General features: G+C 69.8%; 20 protein-coding genes. 9 read left to right on the forward strand and 11 right to left on the reverse strand.

What is annotated here, in order from left to right:
• Positions 1-71: 71 nt before the first annotated feature.
• A complete protein-coding gene (locus ACFVFH_RS10940; RefSeq protein ID WP_383765914.1) occupies positions 72-1,400 on the reverse strand; it encodes a globin domain-containing protein in 1,329 nt (442 codons plus the stop codon).
• Positions 1,401-1,479: 79 nt separating this feature from the next.
• On the opposite strand from ACFVFH_RS10940, the gene ACFVFH_RS10945 reads away from it, so the two are divergent.
• The 5 genes from ACFVFH_RS10945 to ACFVFH_RS10965 all read left to right on the forward strand — a co-directional run bounded on the left by ACFVFH_RS10945 (position 1,480) and on the right by ACFVFH_RS10965 (position 5,215).
• Positions 1,480-2,007, forward strand: coding sequence for a DUF2269 domain-containing protein (locus tag ACFVFH_RS10945; RefSeq protein ID WP_383765915.1), 528 nt, complete (start codon positions 1,480-1,482; stop codon positions 2,005-2,007).
• Positions 2,008-2,012: 5 nt separating this feature from the next.
• Entirely contained in the window at positions 2,013-2,882 is an 870-nt protein-coding gene (locus ACFVFH_RS10950) for a GNAT family N-acetyltransferase (protein WP_383765917.1), read from the forward strand.
• A 216-nt stretch (positions 2,883-3,098) separates the two neighbouring features.
• On the forward strand, positions 3,099-3,497 hold the full coding sequence (locus ACFVFH_RS10955) for a MarR family winged helix-turn-helix transcriptional regulator (protein WP_383765919.1): 399 nt from the start codon (positions 3,099-3,101) through the stop codon (positions 3,495-3,497).
• A gap of 74 nt (positions 3,498-3,571) precedes the next feature.
• Positions 3,572-4,024 (forward strand): GNAT family N-acetyltransferase, encoded by a 453-nt coding sequence (locus ACFVFH_RS10960; RefSeq protein ID WP_383765921.1) that lies wholly within the window; start codon positions 3,572-3,574, stop codon positions 4,022-4,024.
• Between the two features lie 27 nt (positions 4,025-4,051).
• Entirely contained in the window at positions 4,052-5,215 is a 1,164-nt protein-coding gene (locus tag ACFVFH_RS10965) for a winged helix DNA-binding domain-containing protein (protein WP_383765923.1), read from the forward strand.
• A 74-nt stretch (positions 5,216-5,289) separates the two neighbouring features.
• On the opposite strand, the gene ACFVFH_RS10970 is transcribed toward ACFVFH_RS10965, so the two are convergent.
• The 5 genes from ACFVFH_RS10970 to dnaB all read right to left on the reverse strand — a co-directional run bounded on the left by ACFVFH_RS10970 (position 5,290) and on the right by dnaB (position 12,578).
• A complete protein-coding gene (locus ACFVFH_RS10970) occupies positions 5,290-6,672 on the reverse strand; it encodes a serine hydrolase domain-containing protein (RefSeq protein WP_383765925.1) in 1,383 nt (460 codons plus the stop codon).
• Between the two features lie 135 nt (positions 6,673-6,807).
• Positions 6,808-8,325 carry an amidase gene (locus ACFVFH_RS10975; RefSeq protein WP_383765927.1) on the reverse strand — a complete coding sequence of 506 codons (1,518 nt, stop codon included), beginning with the start codon at positions 8,323-8,325 and terminating at the stop codon, positions 6,808-6,810.
• 173 nt (positions 8,326-8,498) lie between these two features.
• Positions 8,499-9,674, reverse strand: coding sequence for an MFS transporter (locus ACFVFH_RS10980; protein WP_383766766.1), 1,176 nt, complete (start codon positions 9,672-9,674; stop codon positions 8,499-8,501).
• A gap of 191 nt (positions 9,675-9,865) precedes the next feature.
• Complete coding sequence (locus tag ACFVFH_RS10985) at positions 9,866-10,990, reverse strand: NADAR family protein (protein WP_383765928.1); 1,125 nt, start codon at positions 10,988-10,990, stop codon at positions 9,866-9,868.
• A gap of 127 nt (positions 10,991-11,117) precedes the next feature.
• Complete coding sequence (gene dnaB / locus ACFVFH_RS10990; RefSeq protein WP_383766769.1) at positions 11,118-12,578, reverse strand: replicative DNA helicase; 1,461 nt, start codon at positions 12,576-12,578, stop codon at positions 11,118-11,120.
• Between the two features lie 476 nt (positions 12,579-13,054).
• Here dnaB and ACFVFH_RS10995 point away from each other — a divergent pair, with 476 nt between their 5' ends.
• A complete protein-coding gene (locus ACFVFH_RS10995; RefSeq protein WP_383765930.1) occupies positions 13,055-14,392 on the forward strand; it encodes an MATE family efflux transporter in 1,338 nt (445 codons plus the stop codon).
• A gap of 125 nt (positions 14,393-14,517) precedes the next feature.
• Here ACFVFH_RS10995 and rplI read toward each other — a convergent pair whose 3' ends face one another.
• From rplI to rpsF, 4 genes are all read right to left on the reverse strand, one after another.
• A complete protein-coding gene (rplI, locus tag ACFVFH_RS11000; RefSeq protein ID WP_383765932.1) occupies positions 14,518-14,964 on the reverse strand; it encodes a 50S ribosomal protein L9 in 447 nt (148 codons plus the stop codon).
• 18 nt (positions 14,965-14,982) lie between these two features.
• Entirely contained in the window at positions 14,983-15,219 is a 237-nt protein-coding gene (gene rpsR / locus ACFVFH_RS11005; protein WP_003967857.1) for a 30S ribosomal protein S18, read from the reverse strand.
• A gap of 43 nt (positions 15,220-15,262) precedes the next feature.
• Positions 15,263-15,868 (reverse strand): single-stranded DNA-binding protein, encoded by a 606-nt coding sequence (locus ACFVFH_RS11010; RefSeq protein ID WP_344512583.1) that lies wholly within the window; start codon positions 15,866-15,868, stop codon positions 15,263-15,265.
• 74 nt (positions 15,869-15,942) lie between these two features.
• Positions 15,943-16,233, reverse strand: a complete 291-nt coding sequence (rpsF, locus tag ACFVFH_RS11015) for a 30S ribosomal protein S6 (protein ID WP_072487610.1) — start codon at positions 16,231-16,233, stop codon at positions 15,943-15,945.
• Positions 16,234-16,511: 278 nt separating this feature from the next.
• Here rpsF and ACFVFH_RS11020 point away from each other — a divergent pair, with 278 nt between their 5' ends.
• From ACFVFH_RS11020 to ACFVFH_RS11030, 3 genes are all read left to right on the forward strand, one after another.
• Complete coding sequence (locus tag ACFVFH_RS11020) at positions 16,512-16,826, forward strand: hypothetical protein (protein ID WP_383765934.1); 315 nt, start codon at positions 16,512-16,514, stop codon at positions 16,824-16,826.
• A gap of 254 nt (positions 16,827-17,080) precedes the next feature.
• Complete coding sequence (locus ACFVFH_RS11025) at positions 17,081-18,199, forward strand: lipid II:glycine glycyltransferase FemX (RefSeq protein ID WP_383765936.1); 1,119 nt, start codon at positions 17,081-17,083, stop codon at positions 18,197-18,199.
• Positions 18,200-18,314: 115 nt separating this feature from the next.
• Positions 18,315-19,346: an alanine racemase gene (locus ACFVFH_RS11030; protein WP_383765937.1), complete on the forward strand. Its 1,032-nt coding sequence runs from the start codon at positions 18,315-18,317 to the stop codon at positions 19,344-19,346.
• Positions 19,347-19,418: 72 nt separating this feature from the next.
• Here the strand turns inward: ACFVFH_RS11030 and ACFVFH_RS11035 are convergent, their stop codons facing one another.
• Positions 19,419-20,918, reverse strand: coding sequence for a glycosyltransferase family 87 protein (locus ACFVFH_RS11035; protein ID WP_383765938.1), 1,500 nt, complete (start codon positions 20,916-20,918; stop codon positions 19,419-19,421).
• Positions 20,919-20,926 lie beyond the last annotated feature (8 nt).

A 20,926-nucleotide genomic window follows, 5' to 3' on the forward strand; every position in this document is an offset into this window, starting at 1 on the left:
CCCGGGGGACGGTCTTCGCGCAGAACGAGCGGGCGGTCGCCGCTGAGGTACGAGGCGGGCAGCCGCCGCGGTCAGGCGGGGCCCGTCGCGGCCGGTTCGTCGAAGTGGTCGTGCCGGATGCGCTCGGCCGGCATCCCGATGCCCCTGAGCGTGTCGACACCGCTGCGGATCATGCCGGGCGGGCCCGAGAGATAGGCGTCGTACCCGTCCCATGGGCCGCACTCCCGCACCGCCTCGGGCAGCAGCCCCCTCAGTCCGCCTCTCGTTCCCGGCCCGGTGGCGACCACCGGCCGCACCGCGAGCCAGGGATAGGTGTTCCGGAGTCGCATCATCGTGTCGATGTCGTACAGGTCGTGATCGCTGCGTGCCCCGTAGAAGACCTCCATGGGACGCCGGTCGCCGTGCTCCGCGACATCCTCGACGAGTGCCTTGATGGGTGCGATGCCCGTGCCTCCGCCCAGACAGAGCAGGCCGTGGTGGGTGGAGTGGTCGACCGTCATCGACCCCGTGGGCGGGCCGAGGCGCAGGATGTCGCCGGGGCGGGCCCGGTGCACCAGGGCGTTGGAGATCCAGCCGGCCGGCACCGCCTTGATATGGAAGGTGAGCAGGCCATCGGGGCGGGGCGCGGAGGCGAAGGAATAGTGCCGCCAGTTCCGCGGCCACCACGGAGTCTCCACGGCCGTGTACTGGCCCGCGAGGAAGGGGTAGGCCTGCCCGGGGCGGAGCGTGAGCACCGCTATGTCGCGGGTCCTGAGCTCATGGGACACCACCTCCGCGTGCCACCAGGCCGGGGCCCACCGCTCTTCCTCGGCGGCGGCATCGATCATGATCTGCGACATCGTGGTGTAGGCGCGCACCCAGGCCGCTTCGGTCTCCCCGTCCCACGTGGTGGGGGCGTAACGGCTCAGGGCGCCCAGGAGCGCCTCCCCCACCGCGGGATAGTGCACGGACAGCGTGCCGTACTTGCGGTGTCCCCGGCCCAGTTCGCCGAGGTACTCGGACAGCGCGCGCGGATCGTCCAGCCGGTCGGCGGCGGTGAGGATCGCGCGGAGAAGACGGTCGCGCTGGACGTCCATCGCGACCGGGAACAGATCGCGCAGCTGGGGGTGGCGTACGAAAAGCAGTGCGTAGAAGTACGAGGTCGCACGGTCCGCGACGGGCGATATCTCGGCCAGGGTGCGATGGATCAGGGCCGCGTCGGAAGAGCTGTCCGTACCGTCTTCGGTCCACCCGGTGACCGGAGCATCCATGCTGTGCCTCGCCTCGTACGTCTCGTGGTCCCCCGGCCCAGCATGCCTTGCGCCGGACCGGGGCGGGACTGAACCATGACAGCCGTTCATGAACGCACCGGCCCCCGGGAGAGGGCGACTCACGGCGGTGAAGGCCGCAGGTGAACGCATGCTGTACGCCCAGGCCAGTACGCGCGGTTACTCCCGCGGCCGGACGCCCGATCGTTCCGAGCCCGGCACCGTGTTTCACGTGAAACCACTCAAACGCTCCGCCCGCCGCAGCCTCCTGGTGGCCCATGTCGCGGTATCCGTGAGCTGGCTGGGACTGACTGTCGGACTGCTGGCGCTCGCAATCGCCGCCTTCTCCACTTCGGACCCCGTCACCGCTCAGGCCGCCACCCGGTCCATGAAGATCTTCGGGGACTGGCTGGTCGTGCCGATCGCCCTGTTTTCCCTGTTCAGCGGTCTCGTTCTGTCGCTCGGGACACCGTGGGGGCTGGCCAGGCACCGCTGGGTCTGGACGAAGTTCTGGCTCACCCTGATCACCGTGGCACTGTCCGTCTTCTCCCTGCGGCCCGGCATCGACGCGGCCGCCGCCCGTGGCACCGTCGAGATCGACCTGGTGATCGCTCCGGCGGTGGCCACGGCGACCTATCTCTTCATCACCGCGATATCGGTACTGAAGCCCTGGGGACCCACCCGGCGCGGCCGACGGCCGCGCCGCCCGACCGGCTCCGGTAAAGGAGTGGACGTACGAACCCCGCGTCGTACAGCCTGACCCCCATGCCCAGCTCACTGCCCCGCCCGGTCGCCGGTCTTCCCATTCGGCGCCTCACCCCGGACGACCTGGTCGCCTGCGCCGATCTCTGCGAGGACCGTGGCTGGCCACGCGATGAGCACCGGTGGCGCCTGCTCCTCACCGCCGGAATCGGCTACGGCGTGGACGACCCCGAAGGCAAGGGGTTGATGGCCAGCTGCGTGGTGACCACCTACGGCTCACGGCTGACCGCCATCGGCATGCTGCTGGTCGCGGAGCGGTACGCGCGGCAGGGGGTCGCACGGCAGCTGATGAACCATGTGATCGCCGCGTGCGCAGACGTCCCGGTCAGCCTCTACGCCACAGCCGCGGGGCAGCCGCTCTACGAGCAGCTGGGCTTCTCGGCCGTGGGCCGCTCCCAGCGGGTCACCGGCTTCTTCCGCCCGACCGACGAGAGTCCCGACGGCGTGCACGTCCGCCCGGCCACGGCGGAGGATCTGCACGCCATGGTCCGGCTGGACTCGGACGTCTTCGGCGCCGACCGGACCCACCTCCTCGCCCGGCTGCCCGCGTACGCCGACCACATCCGGGTCGCGCGGACCGAGGGCGAGCTCATCGGCTACGCGGCGGCCTGGCCCAGCGAACAGACGCATGTGGTCGGCCCGCTGATCGCACGCGACACCGCCACCGCTCGGGCGCTCGTCTCCTCTCTCGCGGAGGCGACGGACCGGCCCCTGCGCGCGGACATCGACGCACGCCACACCGGGCTGCTCGAATGGTTCGAGAAGTGCGGTCTGCGACTCGGCTCCACGACCACGGTGATGACGCTCGGTGCCTCGGACCTGCCCGGCGACTGGACCCGTCGCCATGCCCCGCTGACGGTGGCGACGGGCTGAACGCAGCCGCCCGTGCGGCCCGAGGCCGCCACCGGCCGCAGCCCGTACGCACCCGCGTCGAGGACGGTGACCGCGACCGCGACGCCAGCATGGTGCCCGCGCCTCGCAACGCATACGCATACGCAATAGTTGCCTACGCTGCTTAGTCGCAAGCACGGTCTATTGCAGGAGTCGCCTATTCTGGTAGCAAGCGGCTCCGGCACGAAGGAGAGACCCGTGACAGCGACAGACCCCGCACCGACCACCCTCGCCCAGGGCTGGTGTGCGCTCTCCTTGCTCCACGGAAGGATCGAGGCCCGCATCGAGCGGGCTCTCCAGTCCGGGCACGGGCTCAGCGCGCGGGAGTACTCCCTGCTCGGCGTCCTGAGCCGGCAGCACAACGGCCCCGGCGGACACCTCCGGATGAAGCAGGTCGCTGACGCCGTCGTACTCAGCCAGAGCGCCACCACCCGTCTGGTCACCCGCCTCGAGGACCGCGGGCTGCTGACGCGGTACCTCTGCGACACCGATCGCCGGGGCATCTACACCGACGTCACCGCGGCGGGGCTCGCCCTGCTCACCGAGGCCCGCCCGACCAATGACAGCGCGCTGCGGGCCCCGGTGCAGGTCGCCTGAGCCGCCGCGTGGTCACGGGCCGCGACACCGGCGAATCCCCGCACCGTCGGGACGATCTGCGTACCCTGCCGATCATGAGCGATCTCGACATACGACCGGCCGGCCTCGACGACATCCCCGCGATCGTGGCCATGCTCGCCGATGACCCGCTGGGCGCGGAGCGTGAGTCGCCGGACGACCTGGCCCCGTACCGCGCCGCGTTCCGGCGGCTGGCGGACGACCCGAACCAGCATGTGGTCGTCGCCGTGCGCGAGGGCCGCATCGTCGGAACCCTTCAGCTGACCGTGATTCCCGGCCTCTCCCGGCGCGGCTCGACCCGCTCGGTCATCGAGGGCGTCCGCGTCCACGCCGACGAGCGCGGCAGCGGACTCGGTACCCTGCTGATCGAGTGGGCCGTGGACGAATCCCGGCGCCAGGACTGCCAGTTGGTCCAGCTGACGTCCGACGCGACCCGGACCGATGCCCACCGGTTCTACGAGCGGCTCGGGTTCACCGCAAGCCACGTGGGGTTCAAGCGCGCGCTCTGAGCCTGTCAGGAGTCCTGGAGGTCGCCCATGCAGCACATCAGCGATGAACAGCGCAGGATCAGAATCGGCCGACGTCATCTCCTGGCTCCGTCCGCACGGGCCGTCTCCCCCGTGGCCGTGGCCGACGCGGTCGTCGCGCTGCACGCCACCGACGCCGCCACCGTCTTCCTCTCCACGTGTGCCCGTATGTCCGAAGCGGGTGTCGCCCCGGTGGAGCGGGCTCTCTACGAGGAGATCTCCCTGGTCCGGCAGCTCTCCATGCGGAACACCCTCTTCGTCGTGTCCCGGGAGCTCGCCCCCTGCGTCGACGCGTCGAACGCGCGGGCCGTGGCTGCAAAGGAGCGCCGGACCCTCCTCAAGCATCTGGCCGACGACGGCAAGGGCCTGGACGAGCGCTGGCTCGCCGACACCGAGCAGCAGACCCTCGCGGCCCTCGCCGCCCGCTCCACGGCCACCGGCGCCGAACTCTCCGCCGCCGTGGCCGCGCTCCGCACGAAGATCACCCTCTTCCCCGGGAAAAGGGCCGAGACCGTCCAGAGCGTCGCCTCCCGTGTCATCCGGATCCTGGCGGCCGAAGGCCGCATACGCCGGGACCGGCCTCGTGGCTCCTGGACCTCCAGTCAGTTCCGCTGGACGGCTGCCGAGCCGTGGCCGTTCGAGGAACCCGAACAGGCACGGGCCGAGCTGGCCCGTCGGTGGCTGCGCGCCTACGGCCCGGCGACCGAGGCCGATCTCAGGTGGTGGACCGGCTGGGGCCTGGGCCCGGCCCGCAAGGCCCTGGCAGCCATCGGGGCCGAGGAGGTCCGGCTGGACGGCGGAGCCGTGGGACGAGTACTGCCGGAGGACCTGGAACCGGAGCCGGCCCCGGAACCCTGGGCCGCGCTGCTTCCGGCGCTCGACCCCAGCGCCATGGGATGGACCGACCGCGGCTTCCACCTGCCGACCGGGCACAGGGAGGCGCTCTTCGACCGGTCCGGCGACATCGGCCCGACCGTGTGGTGGAACGGCGGGATCGTGGGCGGCTGGGCCCAGCGGGCCGACGGCGAACCGGTCTGGCGGCTGCTGTCCGATGTGGGCCGGGATGCCTCCGCCGCGATCGAGGCGGAAGCATCCCGGTTCTCGCAGTGGGTGGGCCGGATGCGGGTCACGCCCCGCTTCCGCACACCTCTGGAACGGGAGCTGACGGCCTGAACCGGCCCTCCGCTCCCTGTCGTTTCACGTGAAACACAGGGGCTGAGCGACATGTTTCACGTGAAACGTGAGGCTCAGTCCTCCAATCCCCGCCATCCGCCCTCGTCCACACCACCGGGAACGTCCGTGGCCGGGTCGTACGGCTCCCGGGTGAAGACGAACGAGCCCAGGTCGAGATGGTCCACGCTGCCGTCGCTGTTCCGGACGACACGCAGTGTCTCCCCTGCGTAGTAGCCGTCAAGACCGATCCAGGTGCCATCCGGCCGGGCGGTGAAGCGGGCTCCGCGACCATCACCCTGCAACGGCCCGAGTTCCAGCCCGCCGTCCGGGGCCATCCGCAGGATGTTCGCACGCGGACCCCAGTACCAGGGGCCGGTGAGCGCGAGCAGCCCGGCGTCCACCTCCGGCAGCGGACGCCAGGGCTCGGGGATGCGCGGCTCGGACTCGGCCACGATGTCCACGAGGTCGGCGGCTACACCACCGATCATCAGCCCCGATGTCGTATTGGTGAGCACGACGGCCGCCACGTCGTCCTCGGTGCTGATCCACAGGGCGGCCAGGAATCCGGGCAGCGACCCCGTATGCCCGAAGAGCGTGCGGTCGCCGCTCCGTACGCATTGAAGCCCCAGGCCGTAACTGGACTGCCAGTCGCCGGACTCGTTCGGTGCGGACGGTTCACGCATCTGCTCCACGGAGTCGGCACGGAGGACCCGGTCGTCCCCCTCGGCCAGGAGCGCCGCGAAGCGCAGGAGGTCGCCGGTCGTGGACCAGAGCTGGCCGGCCGGGGCCATCAGTCCGAGATCCTCGGCCGGTTCGGGCAGCATGACATCGGCCCAGGGATGCACGGCCCAGCCTCCCGCGTGCGGCGACTGCGGATGGAGGCTGGTGCGGTGCATGCCGAGCGGCTCCAGGATCTCGCGCCGCAGCGCCTCCTCCCAGCTCACCCCGCGCACCTTCTCGACCAGCGAGCCCAGCAGGGTGTAGCCGGGGTTCGAGTAGTGGTGGCGGTGGCCCGGACGGTGCATCCGCGTCTGCTCGCCGAGCACATCGGCCAGTTCGGGCCGCAGTGTGCCCGGCGTCCGCTCCCACCAGGGCGCCGGCGACTCGGCAGCGAGCCCGGCACTGTGCCCCAGCAACTGGTGGACCGTCACTCCGCCGACCCCGGTCCCGGGCAGATGCTCCTCCAGCGGATCGTCCAGGTCCAGCAGACCTTCGTCGCGCAGACGCAGGACCAGCACCGCGGTGAAGGTCTTGGTGAGGGAGCCGATCCTGAACTGGGTGTCGGCGTCCGGAGCATGCCCGTCCACGCAACTGCGGGATCCGTTCCAGACGGTACGTCCGTCCCGCTGTACCGCGGCGACGAGAGAGGGCGCGCGGCCCTCCGACTGAGCGGTGGCGATGCGGTGCAGCAAGGCACGCTGCGTCCCCGGGAGCAACTGTTCGAATGAGAAGGTCATGCTCACACACCTACCCGTAGAACCAGGCGGTGGCGAGCTCATTTCACCGTCCCGGGCCACATCCCGCGCTCGTCCTCCTGCGGCCACACCGCGACCTGCGCCTCCCGTGCTCCCGAGGCCGCTCCCCGGTGGGCCTCAGGAGCCCACCGCGCTTCCCCGTGCTCCGCAGGCCCGCGCCCGACGAACACCCGGCAGTACGCCCTGCTCCGGCGACTGGAACCCACCGATCTCGTGCTCCAGCAGTTCGGCCAGCCTGAGCGGCGTGCGGTCCTCGAACATCGGGCCGATGAGCTGCACTCCCACCGGCAGCCCCTCGGGAGACCGGCCCGCGGGTACGGCGGTGGCGGGCAGGCCGGGCATGGTGGCCGCACCGGCCCAGACGAGCTGGTCGAAGTACGGGTACTCGACACCGTCGATGTCGATCCGGCGCTCTCTCGGATCGGGGTTGTGGTCGTGCGGGAACGCCGGAGTGGGCGTGATGGGACACACCACGGTGTCGAACTCCGCGAACAGCCGCCGCCAGCCCTGGCGATGGAGCTCGCGACGGCTGTTCGCCTCCATCCAGTCATGGTGGCTGAACACCATGCTGCGCAGCCGCACCGCATCGAGGCTCCGGTCGTCCTGACCCAGCTCCGCGGCGCGCGCCCGCAACTGTTCCTTCGCCTCGACGGGAAAACGCGCCACGGAGCTGGAGAACAGCAACTGCGTGTAGAGCACGGCTGCTTCGGTTAGATCGGGCAGCAGCGGACTGTGCCATTCGACGCGGGCACCGCCTTCGACGAGCGCGTCGGCCACGCGCCGCACACCCGCCCGCACGGCGGACCCGGTCGGAATGAGCGGATGCTCGTCCAGGACCAGGACCCGGAAGTCGCGGAGCCGCTCGTGGCGCGCGGGCGGCAGCGTCACGTCGTACGCCACACCGAGTGTCAGCTCATCCGGTCCGGCCATGACATCGAGCAGGAGTGTGAGGTCGCGGGCGCTGCGCGCCATCGGACCGGCGACGGCGAGGTCGGGGTCGACCGGCAGCGCGGGTGCGGGCGGCGGGGCCATACCGCGGGTCGGTGCCAGACCGAGCGTCGGCTTGTGTGCGTAGATGCCGCAGAAATGCGCGGGCGTACGCAGCGAACCGGCGATGTCGGACCCGATGGACAGCGCGCCGAACCCGGACGCCAGGGCCGCCGCCGATCCGCCGGACGAACCCCCCGAGGTGCGACTGTGATCCCACGGGTTGTTGGTGGTGCCGTAGATCTCGTTGAAGCTCTGTATGTCCTGCAGCCCCAAGGGCACATTGGTCTTGCCGAGCACCACCGCGCCCGCGGCCTTGAGCCGCGAGACCTGCACCGCGTCCTCGGTCGGCATGAAGTCCCGGTGCTGTGGCATCCCCCAGGTCGTGGTCATACCGACGACGTCGTAGGACTCCTTGACCGTGACCGGAACGCCGAACAGCGGCCCGTCCTCGCCATGGGCGCGCGCCTGGTCGGCGCGGCGTGCGGCGGCCCGCGCACGGTCGAAGTCCGGCACACAGATGGCGTTGACGGCCTTGTCGTCACGCTCGATACGGGCGATCGCCTCGTCGGTCAGTTCCGCCGAGCTCACTTCACCGGCACGCAAGGCAGCCGTCATGTTCTCGGCCGTCAGAAGAATCTGCTCCATGAATCGGACCGTAGCGGCCCCTGAGCGAGGGCAGGAAATGCCGCTTCGCACAACCGCACGGCGGGAGTTGGACTGCCGAACCTTCCCGCCCCGCCTCATGGCCACCTCGCCTCGACGCCCTCCAACCGCTCGGCTCCGCGGCCGTGCGACGGCGCGGTCCCGTCCTCGCGTCGTCACCCCGGCGGGCGAGAAGTCGCACGGGCCGACCGGTGACGTCGGCTCCGGCCAACGGGCTCCGGGCGGAGGACCCGCAGCAGCCGTCCGCCGAGCAGCACGGCGCAGCCCCCTGTGGTCAGCAGCCCGCCGACGAGGAAAGTGCCCCGCACACCCGCCGACGGCAGGACCAGCCCGCCGAGCGCCGCGCCCGCCGCGATCCCGGCGTTGTAGAGACCGGAGTTCGCCGCGAGGGCGATGTCCGTGCGGCCGGGGGCGCACCGCAGCATCGCGTTCTGGGTGGTCATGAACACCGGACCGAGTGCACCGCCCATCAACGCCAGGAACACCACCGCCGCCACCTGCTCGGTGCCCACCGCGTACAGGCCGAGCATGCCCACCGCCTGCATGGCGACGGCGGTGGTCAGCGCGGCCTGCGGAAAGCGGTCCAGCAACGCCCCGGTGACGCTCACTCCGGCCAGGCACGCGACCCCGAAAGCCACCAGCAGGGCACTGACCGAGCCCGAGGAGAACCCGCTCACGTCGCCCAGGAACTTGACGACGTAGGTGTATCCCGCGAACGCTCCGGTGGCGGACAGGGCCCCGGCCGCCAGCACGATCCCGAACCGGCGGGCGTCGGGACCGGTTCCGTAGGCGGCGCTCTCCTCATCCGGAGGGGAGGTGGGCAGCAGGGCGGCGATGGTCACCAGAGAGACGAGACCCAGAGCCGCGAGCAGGGCGACGGGCACCTGCCAGTCGCTCCGCTGCCCCAGCCAGGTCCCGGCGGGGACACCGAGCACGAGGGCAAGCGAACCGGCGACGGACAGCGCTCCGACCACACGTCCACGGACCTCGGAAGGGAACAGGCCCACCGCGACCGGTCCCATCACGGCCCAGAACAAGGCTTGGGCGAGCGCCGTCAGCAGCCGCGCGAAGAGGAGCGCCCAGTAGGAGGTGGCCAGGGCCGAGACCAGGCTGGACACGACCAGCGCGGCCAGCAGTCCAGTGAGCACATGGCGTCGGGGCACGGCCCGCACGGCGTGGGCGAGCGGTAATGACGCGACGGCCACCGTCGCGCCGTAACCGGTGACCAGGAGACCGACCGCTGACACCGACACCCCGAGGCTCTCGGAGATGAGCTCCAGAAGGCCGATCGGCAGGTTCTCCGCGGTGTTGAGGGTGAAGGCGGCCAGCATCAGGGCCACGAGCACCGCCCACCTGTGCCACGGGGGCGGGTGCGTCGTGACCTTGCGGACTCTCCCCGCCCTCGCCCATCGCGCCCGCTTCGCGGCACCATTCATGCGGGTAGCTCACCGGGCTCACCGGGCCCGCCGCAACCGAATACATCTGCGGGCAGTCGAACGCTCCCGGCGCAGAGCAGCTCTTCCTAGTCCGGCGCGCTGGAGTTCTCGGGCCGGAGCAGTTGTCGTGCGAGGAGCTCGGAGCGAATCAGTTCGAGCAACCGCCCCATCCAGTTCCGTCCCCGGCCCTCGGGGACATCTCGCCAGAAGGGGGAGTCCGAGAAGCCGGTGTAGCTGATCCTGGCGTCCCCCGTGGACGCGAGGACCTGGGCGAGTTCAGGGTGCTGAGTGAACTTCGCGCGCAGGAGCTCTGCCATGACCGCGAGCCGAACGTCGGGCCAGTCGCTCCGGTGCGTTGCCCGGCCGCCCAGGTCATGCGCCTCCCTGCCGGAGGCCGCGTCCCGGATGCTGCTTCTGTCGGACGCGTCGGCCGCCGACAGCGCCCAGTACCCGTGCAGCACGGACGCATAGGACTCGCCGGCGACCACGATCCGGGCAGGGAAGTCGTTGCGGAGCACGAACAGGCCCGGCTGCTCGGGCCATCCCTGCGGGTGGAAGGTTTCGTGCGAGACGAGGGCCGGGCGGCCGGGCCCCGAAGGGTCGTCGGCATGCTGGACGGCCAGCCGCTCCCGCTCCTCCTGGACGCCCTGATCTCCGTGGCCGAAGTAGTCCAGGGCGTCCTGGTGCATCTGCTCCGTCACTACCGGGCCATCGCCGCCGACGACCTCGCCCATGTCCGTGAGCAGGATGCGCAAGGGGCGGTCCTGTCGGTCCATGTCGCCGAGGACGTAGATCCGGAGATGCGGCGGAACCGCCAGATATGCCGCCCGGAGAAGTTCCCGGTTGGACTCGACCGGCTCCTGCTGAAAGCGTCGGATCGCGTCCCAGCAACGCTGCCCGGAAGTCGGCCGTCCATTGAGTTCTTCGATGCGGTCAGCGACTTCCAGAAGGAATCCCTCCGGTGTCAGCGGTTCGCCGTGCCGGGAAGCCCACTTCGATGGTTCGTCGGGAAGGGGCGGGGCCCCGGGGTTGGTCACCGCCCATCGGCCGCTTGCCAGCATCTTCTCCAGGCCGGCCAGGTCCGTGCTCTCTCCGCAGGTGATCGTCCCATCCGCGAAGACGATCAAGTCGTCGAGGTAGTACTCACTGCCCGGTAGATATCGCCGCCAGACGTGGCACCAGGCCCCGTCGATTCTCTCCCCATCCACCATCCGATATGTCGGTCCCTGCCATGTCATATGCGCACGCTATCGCCTGCGAAACGATCATCGGAATAGCTCGGCGCCCCCAGGTCGCCGCTTCCTCTCCGGGTTGCGCCGGTCTCCCGCACGGACCCGGTCAGGTCTGTGCCATGTCCACGAAGCGGGAGTAGTGGCCCTGGAAGGCCACCGTGATCGTTGCCGTCGGGCCGTTACGGTGCTTGGCCACGATCAGGTCGGCCTCACCGGCGCGGGGGGACTCCTTCTCGTACGCGTCCTCGCGGTGCAGCAGGATGACCATGTCGGCGTCCTGCTCGATGGACCCGGACTCACGCAGGTCGGAGACCATCGGCTTCTTGTCCGTGCGCTGCTCGGGGCCACGGTTCAGCTGGGAGAGCGCGATGACCGGGAGCTGGAGCTCCTTCGCCAGCAGCTTGAGGTTTCGGGACATGTCCGAGACTTCCTGCTGGCGGCTCTCGGCACGCTTCGAGCCGCCGGACTGCATCAGCTGCAGATAGTCGATGACCACCAGCTTGAGGTCGTTGCGCTGCTTGAGACGGCGGCACTTCGCCCGGATCTCCATCATGGAGAGGTTCGGGGAGTCGTCGATGTAGAGCGGGGCGGCCGAGACATCCGGCATCCGGCGGGCCAGCCGTGTCCAGTCCTCGTCGGTCATGGTGCCGGAACGCATGTGGTGCAGCGCCACCCGCGCCTCGGCGGAGAGCAGACGCATCGCGATCTCGTTGCGCCCCATTTCGAGGGAGAAGATCACGCTGGGCAGGTTGCTCTTGATCGAACAGGCCCGTGCGAAGTCGAGGGCCAGCGTGGACTTACCCATGGCGGGACGGGCCGCGATGACGACCATCTGGCCCGGGTGCAGGCCGTTCGTCAGCGCGTCGAGGTCGGTGAAGCCGGTCGGCACCCCGGTCATCTCCCCGCTGCGCGAACCGATCGCCTCGATCTCGTCGAGCGCGCCCTCCATGATGTCGCCGAGCGGCAGGTAGTCCTCGCTGGTGCGCTGCTCGGTGACGGCGTAGATCTCGGCCTGCGCGGAGTTCACGATGTCGTCGACATCGCCGTCGGCCGCGTATCCCATCTGCGTGATCTTCGTACCGGCCTCGACCAGACGTCTCAGGACCGCCCGCTCATGGACGATCTCCGCGTAGAACGAAGCGTTGGCCGCGGTCGGCACGGACTGGACGAGGGTGTGCAGATACGGTGCCCCGCCGACCTTGGTGATCTCGCCGCGCTTGACCAGCTCGGCCGCCACCGTGATCGGGTCGGCCGGCTCGCCCTTGGCGTAGAGGTCGAGAATGGCCTGGAAGACGGTTTCGTGCGCGGGACGGTAGAAGTCGTGGCCCTTGATGACCTCCACGACCTCGGCGATGGCGTCCTTGGACAGGAGCATGCCGCCGAGGACCGACTGCTCGGCGTCGAGGTCCTGGGGCGGCACCCGCTCGAAGCCGGTGGATCCGCCGTCCCAGCCGCCGCTCTCACTGCCGCGTTCGTGCTGCTCGCCGCGGTCCCGGCCGTCACCTCGGCGCGGCCGGGAAACGGGCAGACGGTCGCTGGGACCGGCCTCGGCCCAGGGGCCGTCCACAGGCTCGGGAATGCTCACCGGGCCACCTCCTCCCGTCCGCTCCGCGGACCTCGCCATGCCACTCTTTCTTACGGCACAGCACCGACAAACAAGACGCCCGACTCCGGTTCCGGCGCGTCGAGTTATACGTGGTTCCAGGACCGAACGAGGTGCGGTCGCCGGTCCACGTTAGGCCGCTCGGCACCGTCAGCCAATCTGGTTATCCACAGGCCATGTGGACGACCGACCAGATGCTGTGGAGAACCCCTCGGAACCTGTGCACGGAGCGGGGGACAGCACTGTGGACAAACTCATAGCACCTCCACCACCACAGCTCTGACCTGGGCTTTCCCCGTCCACGGGCTGTGGGGGAGAAAAACTTTCCGAGTCAGCACAAGATCACGACAAACGGCCCACAGGAGAACGCCGCACCTCAGCAAATGTAAGGACCCCAAGGGCATTGCATCCATTACCTGTGGAAGATTAGATTGACCCCCATGATCCAGGCCCCGGCAACCCCTCCTTCCAGCCGCCGACGACACGACCGCGAGATCATCTCGCTCGCCGTCCCCGCCTTCGGCGCACTCGTCGCCGAGCCTCTCTTCGTGATGGTCGACAGCGCGATCGTCGGCCATCTCGGCACCCCGCAACTGGCCGGCCTGGCCGTTGCCGCCGCCCTGCTGACCACCGCAGTCAGCATCTTCGTCTTCCTCGCCTACGCCACCACCGCGGCGGTGGCACGACGGGTCGGCGCGGGCGATCTGGCCTCCGCGATCCGGCAGGGCATGGACGGCATCTGGCTGGCGCTCCTGCTGGGCGTCGCCGTCATCGCCGTCGCCCTCCCCACCGCCCCCTGGCTGGTCGCCGCCTTCGGGGCCTCCGACACCGCAGCCCCCTACGCGACCACGTATCTCAGGATCTCCAGCCTCGGCATCCCCGCGATGCTCGTCGTGATGGCCGCGACCGGTGTGCTCCGCGGCCTGCAGGACACCAGGACCCCGCTGTACGTCGCCATCGGCGGCTTCGCGGCCAACGGAGCCCTCAACGCGGGCCTGGTCTACGGCGCGGGTCTCGGGATCGCCGGATCGGCCTGGGGCACCGTGACCGCTCAGCTCGCGATGGCCGTCGCCTATCTGGTCGTGGTGGTACGGGGGGCCCGACGGCACGGTGCCTCGCTGCGTCCCGACGCCGCGGGCATCAGGGCCAGCGCCCAGGCGGGCGTTCCGCTGCTGGTCCGTACGCTGTCGCTGCGCGCCGTCCTGATGATCGCCACGGCCGTCGCCGCCCGGCTCGGCGACACCGAGATAGCCGCGCACCAGATCATCCTCTCCCTCTGGAGCCTGATGGCCTTCGCCCTCGACGCCATCGCCATCGCCGGACAGGCGATCATCGGCCGCTATCTGGGGGCCGACGACGCCAAGGGCGCACGCGATGCCTGCCGTCGCATGGTGCAGTGGGGCATCGTCTCCGGAGTGGTGTTCGGAGCGCTGATCGTCCTGGCCCGCCCGCTGTTCGTGCCCTTGTTCACCAGTGACCGGTCCGTACAGGACACCCTGCTCCCGGCGCTGCTCGTGGTGGCGCTGACCCAGCCGGTCGCCGGCGTGGTCTTCGTCCTCGACGGAGTCCTGATGGGCGCCGGGGACGGGCGCTATCTGGCCTGGGCCATGCTCGTCACTCTCGCGGTCTTCGCCCCGGTCGCCCTGCTGGTGCCGGTGATCGGCGGAGGACTGACGACCCTGTGGTGGGCGATGGCTCTGATGATGGTCGTCCGGATGGTGACGCTCTGGCTGCGCACCCGCTCCGGCAAGTGGGTCATCACCGGGGCCGCCCGCTGAGCCACCCGCCCCGGTCGCGTTTCACGTGAAACCGACCCACCCGGCCAGGACCGCCCGGCCCCGAACGACGAAGGGCCGCACCCCTCGGGGTGCGGCCCTTCAGCTGCTCACGGTGAGCTGTGCCCTTAGGCAGCAACGACCTCGATGCCGAGGCTCGCAGCGACCTCGGGGTGCAGACGCACGGACACCTGGTGTCCGCCGAGCGTCTTGATCGGCGAGCCGAGCTCGACGCGACGCTTGTCGACGTCGGGGCCACCGGCGGCCTTGATCGCCGAGGCGATGTCGGCCGGGGTCACGGAGCCGAAGAGACGGCCGGCGTCGCCGGAGCGAACAGCCAGACGGACCTTCACGGCTTCGAGCTTGGCCTTGATCTCGTTGGCCTGCTCGATCGTGGCGATCTCGTGGATCTTGCGGGCGCGGCGGATCTGCGCCACGTCCTTCTCGCCGCCCTTGGTCCAGCGGATGGCAAAGCCACGCGGAACCAGGTAGTTACGGGCGTACCCGTCCTTGACGTCGACGACGTCGCCGGCGGCACCGAGGCCGGAGACCTCATGGGTGAGGATGATCTTCATGATTCGGTCACCCTTCCCTTATCGCGCGGTGGACGTGTAGGGCAGCAGCGCCATCTCACGGCTGTTCTTGACTGCCGTGGCGACGTCACGCTGGTGCTGCGTGCAGTTGCCGGTCACGCGGCGGGCACGGATCTTGCCGCGGTCGGAAATGAACTTCCGCAGCATGTTCGTGTCCTTGTAGTCCACGTACTGGGTCTTGTCCTTGCAGAACGCGCAGACCTTCTTCTTAGGCTTGCGCACAGGCGGCTTCGCCATGGTGTTTCTCCTGTGTGATCAAGAAGTGGGGGTACGAGCTGCCCTAGAAGGGAGGCTCGTCCGAGTAGCCGCCGCCGGAACCGCCGGAGCTTCCGCCCCAGCCGCCTCCGCCGCCCTGCTGGCCCCCGCCCTGCTGACCGCCGGACGGCGCGCTCGTGGCCCACGGGTCGTCGGCGGGAGCGCCGCCACCACCCTGCTGGCCACCGCCACCGGGACCGCCGCCCCAGTTGCCGCCGCCCTGCTGGCCACCGCCGTATCCACCCTGGCCGCCCTGACCACCGCGACCGGTGGTCTTGGTGACCTTGGCCGTGGCGTTCTTCAGGCTGGGGCCGACTTCCTCGACATCCAGCTCGTAGACCGTGCGCTTGACGCCCTCGCGGTCTTCGTAGGACCGCTGCTTCAGCCGGCCCTGCACGACGACGCGCATGCCTCGCTGGAGCGACTCGGCGACGTTCTCCGCCGCCTGCCGCCAGACCGAGCAGGTGAGGAACAGGCCTTCGCCGTCCTTCCACTCATTGGTCTGCCGGTCGAAGATGCGGGGAGTGGACGCGACACGGAACTTCGCGACCGCCGCACCGGACGGGGTGAAGCGCAGCTCGGGGTCGTCGACGAGATTGCCGACGACCGTGATGACGGTCTCGCCTGCCATGGATGAACCTCTCGGCGGGGATTGCTTCTGGCTGCTTGCTGCTACTCGAACCCGATGACCACTGAGCTAGACGCTCAGTGGGACTCGGGACGGAGGACCTTGGTCCGGAGGACCGACTCGTTCAGGTTCATCTGGCGGTCGAGCTCCTTGACGACCGCAGGCTCGGCCTGCAGGTCGATGACCGAGTAGATGCCCTCGGGCTTCTTCTTGATCTCGTAAGCGAGACGACGACGGCCCCAGGTGTCGACCTTCTCGACCTTTCCGTTGCCCTCACGGACGACGGAGAGGAAGTTCTCGATCAGCGGGGAGACAGCGCGCTCCTCGAGATCGGGGTCGAGGATGACCATCACCTCGTAGTGACGCATGTGGAACCCACCTCCTTTGGACTCAGCGGCCACGGTCGTTCCGTGGCAGGAGGGTCGTGATGCGTGAGCAACAGTGTCTCCGAGTAAAACAGCCGCCACTGACAACGCCCTCCATCGAGAGGGGCTGAATGTGCTGGCCTGGGCAGACACCGGTGCAGATCGTACAGAGTACCCGCACACCGGCTTCCGGTTGAAATCCGGTGGTCAGGAGACGCAATCTGGACACATCGGGTGTGAGCGACGCCACGACGCGCCCCCTCAGGGCCAGGAGGTACTCCATGGCACAGGCAATACGACCCCGTCCCCCTGTCTCGCTGCTCGCCACGGACGGCAGGCGCCATCCACTCCAGCTGGCGCTGGTGGTGGTGACGCTGGTCCTCGGTGTGCTCGCCTTCGTGACGGCGATGTTCCACAACCTGCATCTGATCAGCTCGTGGGCCGGACTCGTCGGGATCCTCACGGGCGCCTACGGGCAGTACATCTCGGTGACCACGCGAGAACGGTTCCCGCTGATCATCGGCATGGGCGCGGCCGCCATCGGCTTCTTCCTGGGCATGGCGCACGGCGGCCTCTTCGGCGGCGTGGTGGGCTGACACCGGGCGGACGGCGGGTGGTCCGCGGGCGGCAGGTGGTCCGCGGGCGGCTCGGGCCGGACGGAACGACGCGAGGAACCACTCGGGGGCCTCGCGTCGTTCCCCGTACGAGGACCCGGGGACCCGGGTCCTCACGGCGGCGGAGCCGCAAGGTCCCATAGGGCCAGACGGTGCGCTCGTCGGTCACAGTAGGCTTCGGCGCGAGAGCCGGAGCCCCTGACCGATGGGGACACACCTGCCGAGGAGCGCCCCGCATGAGCCTGACCCTGAGGACCATCAGCCGAGAGCAGCATCTGGCGTACATCCAGAGCCTGCCCGCGGCGAGTCACATGCAGGTCCCGGCATGGGCGGACGTGAAGGCGGAGTGGCGCTCGGAGAGCCTCGGCTGGTTCGACAAGGGCGGACAGCTCGTCGGTGTCGGCCTGGTGCTCTACCGGCAGCTGCCCAAGATCAAGCGGTACCTCGCCTATCTGCCCGAGGGCCCGGTCATCAACTGGTACGCCCCGAACCTGGACGACTGGCTGCGGCCGATGCTGGCGCACCTCAAGCAGCAGGGCGCCTTCTCCGTGAAGATGGGCCCGCCGGTCATCATCCGCCGCTGGGACTCGACCGCCATCAAGTCGGGCATCCAGGACCCCGAGGTGAAGCGCCTGCGCGACGTCGAGGCCACCCACATCGAGCCGCGCGCCTTCGAAGTGGCGGACCGGCTGCGGAAGATGGGCTGGCAGCAGGGCGAGGACGGCGGCGCCGGATTCGGTGACGTACAGCCCCGTTACGTCTTCCAGGTCCCGCTGGCGAACCGTTCACTCGAAGACGTCCACAAGGGCTTCAACCAGCTGTGGCGACGCAACATCAAGAAGGCCGAGAAGGCCGGTGTCGAGGTCGTCCAGGGCAGCTACGCCGAGCTCGACGAGTGGCAGCGGCTGTACGAGATCACGGCGGAGCGCGATCACTTCCGGCCGCGTCCGCTGGGCTACTTCCAGCGCATGTGGACGGCCCTCAACAACGAGGACCCCAACCGGATGCGGCTCTACTTCGCCCGGCACGAGGGCGAGAACGTCGCGGCCGCGACCATGCTGATCGTCGGCGGGCACGTCTGGTACTCCTACGGCGCCTCCGCCAACCACAAGCGCGAGGTCCGTCCCTCGAACGCGATGCAGTGGCGGATGCTGCGCGACGCGTACGCCATGGGGGCCACCGTCTACGACCTGCGCGGAATCTCCGACTCCCTGGACGAGACCGACCACCTCTTCGGCCTGATCCAGTTCAAGGTCGGCACCGGCGGGCAGGCCGCCGAGTACCTCGGCGAGTGGGACTTCCCGCTCAACAAGCTGCTGCACAAGGCACTCGACATCTACATGTCGCGCCGCTGATACGCGCCGTCCGACACGCACCGCCCCCCTGACGAAACCGGCTCCATTGGTTTCAATGGGGCTCGGCACCACACACCTCCCACACAGCAGCCACCAGAAGGGTTCCGGACCGGCCATGGCGCTCTCCCTCTACGTCGACACCGCGCGCTGGCGGGCGCACCAGAAATCCGTCCTCGACCAGTTCCCCGGTCTCGTACCGGTCTGCAAGGGCAACGGATACGGCTTCGGCCACGAGCGGCTGGCCGACGAGGCCATCCGCTTCGGCTCCGACATGCTCGCCGTCGGGACCACCTACGAGGCGGCCCGCATCAAGGACTGGTTCAGCGGCGACCTCCTGGTCCTCACCCCGTTCCGCCGGGGCGAGGAGCCGGTGCCGCTGCCCGACCGGGTCGTCCGGTCCGTCTCCTCCGTGGACGGCGTGCACGCCCTGGTGGGCGCCCGGGTCGTCATCGAGTGCATGAGCTCGATGAAGCGCCACGGCGTCAAGGAGGAGGAGCTCGGGCAGCTGCACGCCGCCATCGAGGACGTACGGCTCGAAGGCTTCGCCCTGCACCTCCCGCTGGACCGCACGGACGGTTCGGACGCGGTCGAGGAGGTCATCGGCTGGATGGACCGGCTGCGCGCGGCCCGGCTGCCGCTGCACACCATGTTCGTCAGCCACCTGGGCGCCAAGGAGCTGGGCCGGCTCCAGCAGCAGTTCCCGCAGACCCGTTTCCGCGCCCGCATCGGTACCCGCCTCTGGCTCGGCGACCACGAGGCGACGGAGTACCGGGGCGCCGTCCTGGACGTCACGCGCGTGGCCAAGGGCGACCGCTTCGGCTACCGCCAGCAGAAGGCCGCCTCGGACGGCTGGCTGGTGGTCGTCGCCGGCGGTACGTCGCACGGCGTGGGCCTGGAGGCCCCGAAGGCCCTGCACGGTGTGATGCCGCGCGCCAAGGGGGTCGCCCGCGCGGGTCTGGCCACCGTCAACCGCAATCTGTCGCCGTTCGTCTGGGCGGGCAAGCAGCGCTGGTTCGCCGAGCCGCCGCACATGCAGGTGTCGATCCTGTTCGTCCCGGCGGACGCCCAGGAGCCGAAGGTCGGCGACGAGCTGGTGGCCCATCTGCGCCACACGACCACCCAGTTCGACCGTCTCGTCGACCGGTAGGACCGGTCCGGCCCCGATCGCACACGGGCCCGCGACGGCACCGGGCCTCTCCCTTCGGGAGAGGCCCGGTTCTCAGTCGGCGACCGGCACGCTCTCCGCGCCCCACTCCACCCGCGGCCCCGCCGTCGCCGGGTGGGCGTGCTGCGGCGGATGTGCCGCCCGGCCCAGCACGAACGCGTCCGGGGCCCCGTCGAGCACCCCGCCGGACGGATCGTCCGACCCGTCGCGCCGTACGACGTCCCGTTCCGGCATCAGGACGTCCCGTACGACCACGGCGCAGAGGTACAGCGTGCCCAGCAGGTGCAGGGCGATCGCCAGCTGGTAGCCCTCCGTGGGCAGCCCCTGGTGCTTGTCCCCGCTCGTCGTGTACGCGAGGTACATCCAGATCCCCAGGAAGTAGAGGACCTCGCACGCCTGCCAGATCAGGAAGTCGCGCCAGCGCGGCCGGGCCAGGACGGCCAGGGGGATCAGCCACAGCACGTACTGCGGCGAGTAGACCTTGTTGACCAGGATGAACGCCGCGACGACGAGGAAGGCGAGCTGCGCGAAGCGGGGCCTGCGGGGCGCCGTCAGGGTGAGCGCGCCGATGGCGGCGCACAGCAGCACCGTCGTCAGGGTCGAGACGGTGTTGACGGTGGGGACGTCGATGGCCTCGCCGGTGCGCTGGGTGATGATCAGCCAGAAGGAGCCGAAGTCGATGCCGCGTTCCTCGCTGAACGTGTAGAACTTCTTCCAGCCCTCGGGCGCGAGGGCCATCACCGGCAGGTTCACCACCAGCCAGGACACCGCCGCCCCCAGCGTCGCCATGCCGAACTCGCGCCACTTGCCCGCCCGCCAGCACAGCACGAACACCGGCCCCAGCAGGAACACGGGATACAGCTTGGCGGCCGTGGCGAGGCCGATGAGGACGCCGAAGGCCAGCGCCCGTCCCCGGGACCACATGAGCATCGCCGCGGCCGTCAGCGCGACGGCCAGCAGGTCCCAGTTGATCGTCGCGGTGAGCGCGAAGGCCGGTGCGAGGGCGACCAGCAGCCCGTCCCAGGGGCGGCGCCGGTGCGTACGGGCGACACAGACGGCGATGATCACGGCGCAGATCATCAGCATGCCCGCGTTGGCCATCCAGTACATCTGCTCGCGGTGCTGGAGGGCCCCTCCCGGCGTCAGCCAGGAGGCGACCTGCATGAACACGCCCGTCAGAACGGGGTACTCCAGGTACTGCATGTCGCCGGGCAGCCGGTCGAAGTACGGCACGAGGCCGTCGGAGAACCCACGCGCGGCGAAGAGGTGCGGGATGTCCGAGTAGCAGGCGTGCGTGTACTGCGAACCCGCCCCCCTGAACCACGCCCAGTTGTAGCAGGGCAGCTTCTGCACCATGCCCAGCGCGAACATGCCGAGGGCCACCAGGGCGACGACGGCCACGGGGGTGAGCGTCCCGCCGCCGAGCCGTGTCCAGCGCCCCGAGCGCCCGCCGATCAGCTCGCTGCCGGCCGCGGCGACCTCGTCCTGGTCCGTGGGCCGCACGACGGACTGCTCCTGGTGCTGGTGCACGCTCGTGTCTTCTGCGCTTGGCATGCCGCTCA

This window comes from Streptomyces sp. NPDC057697, from assembly GCF_042799335.1.
Classification (GTDB): Bacteria; Actinomycetota; Actinomycetes; order Streptomycetales; family Streptomycetaceae; genus Streptomyces.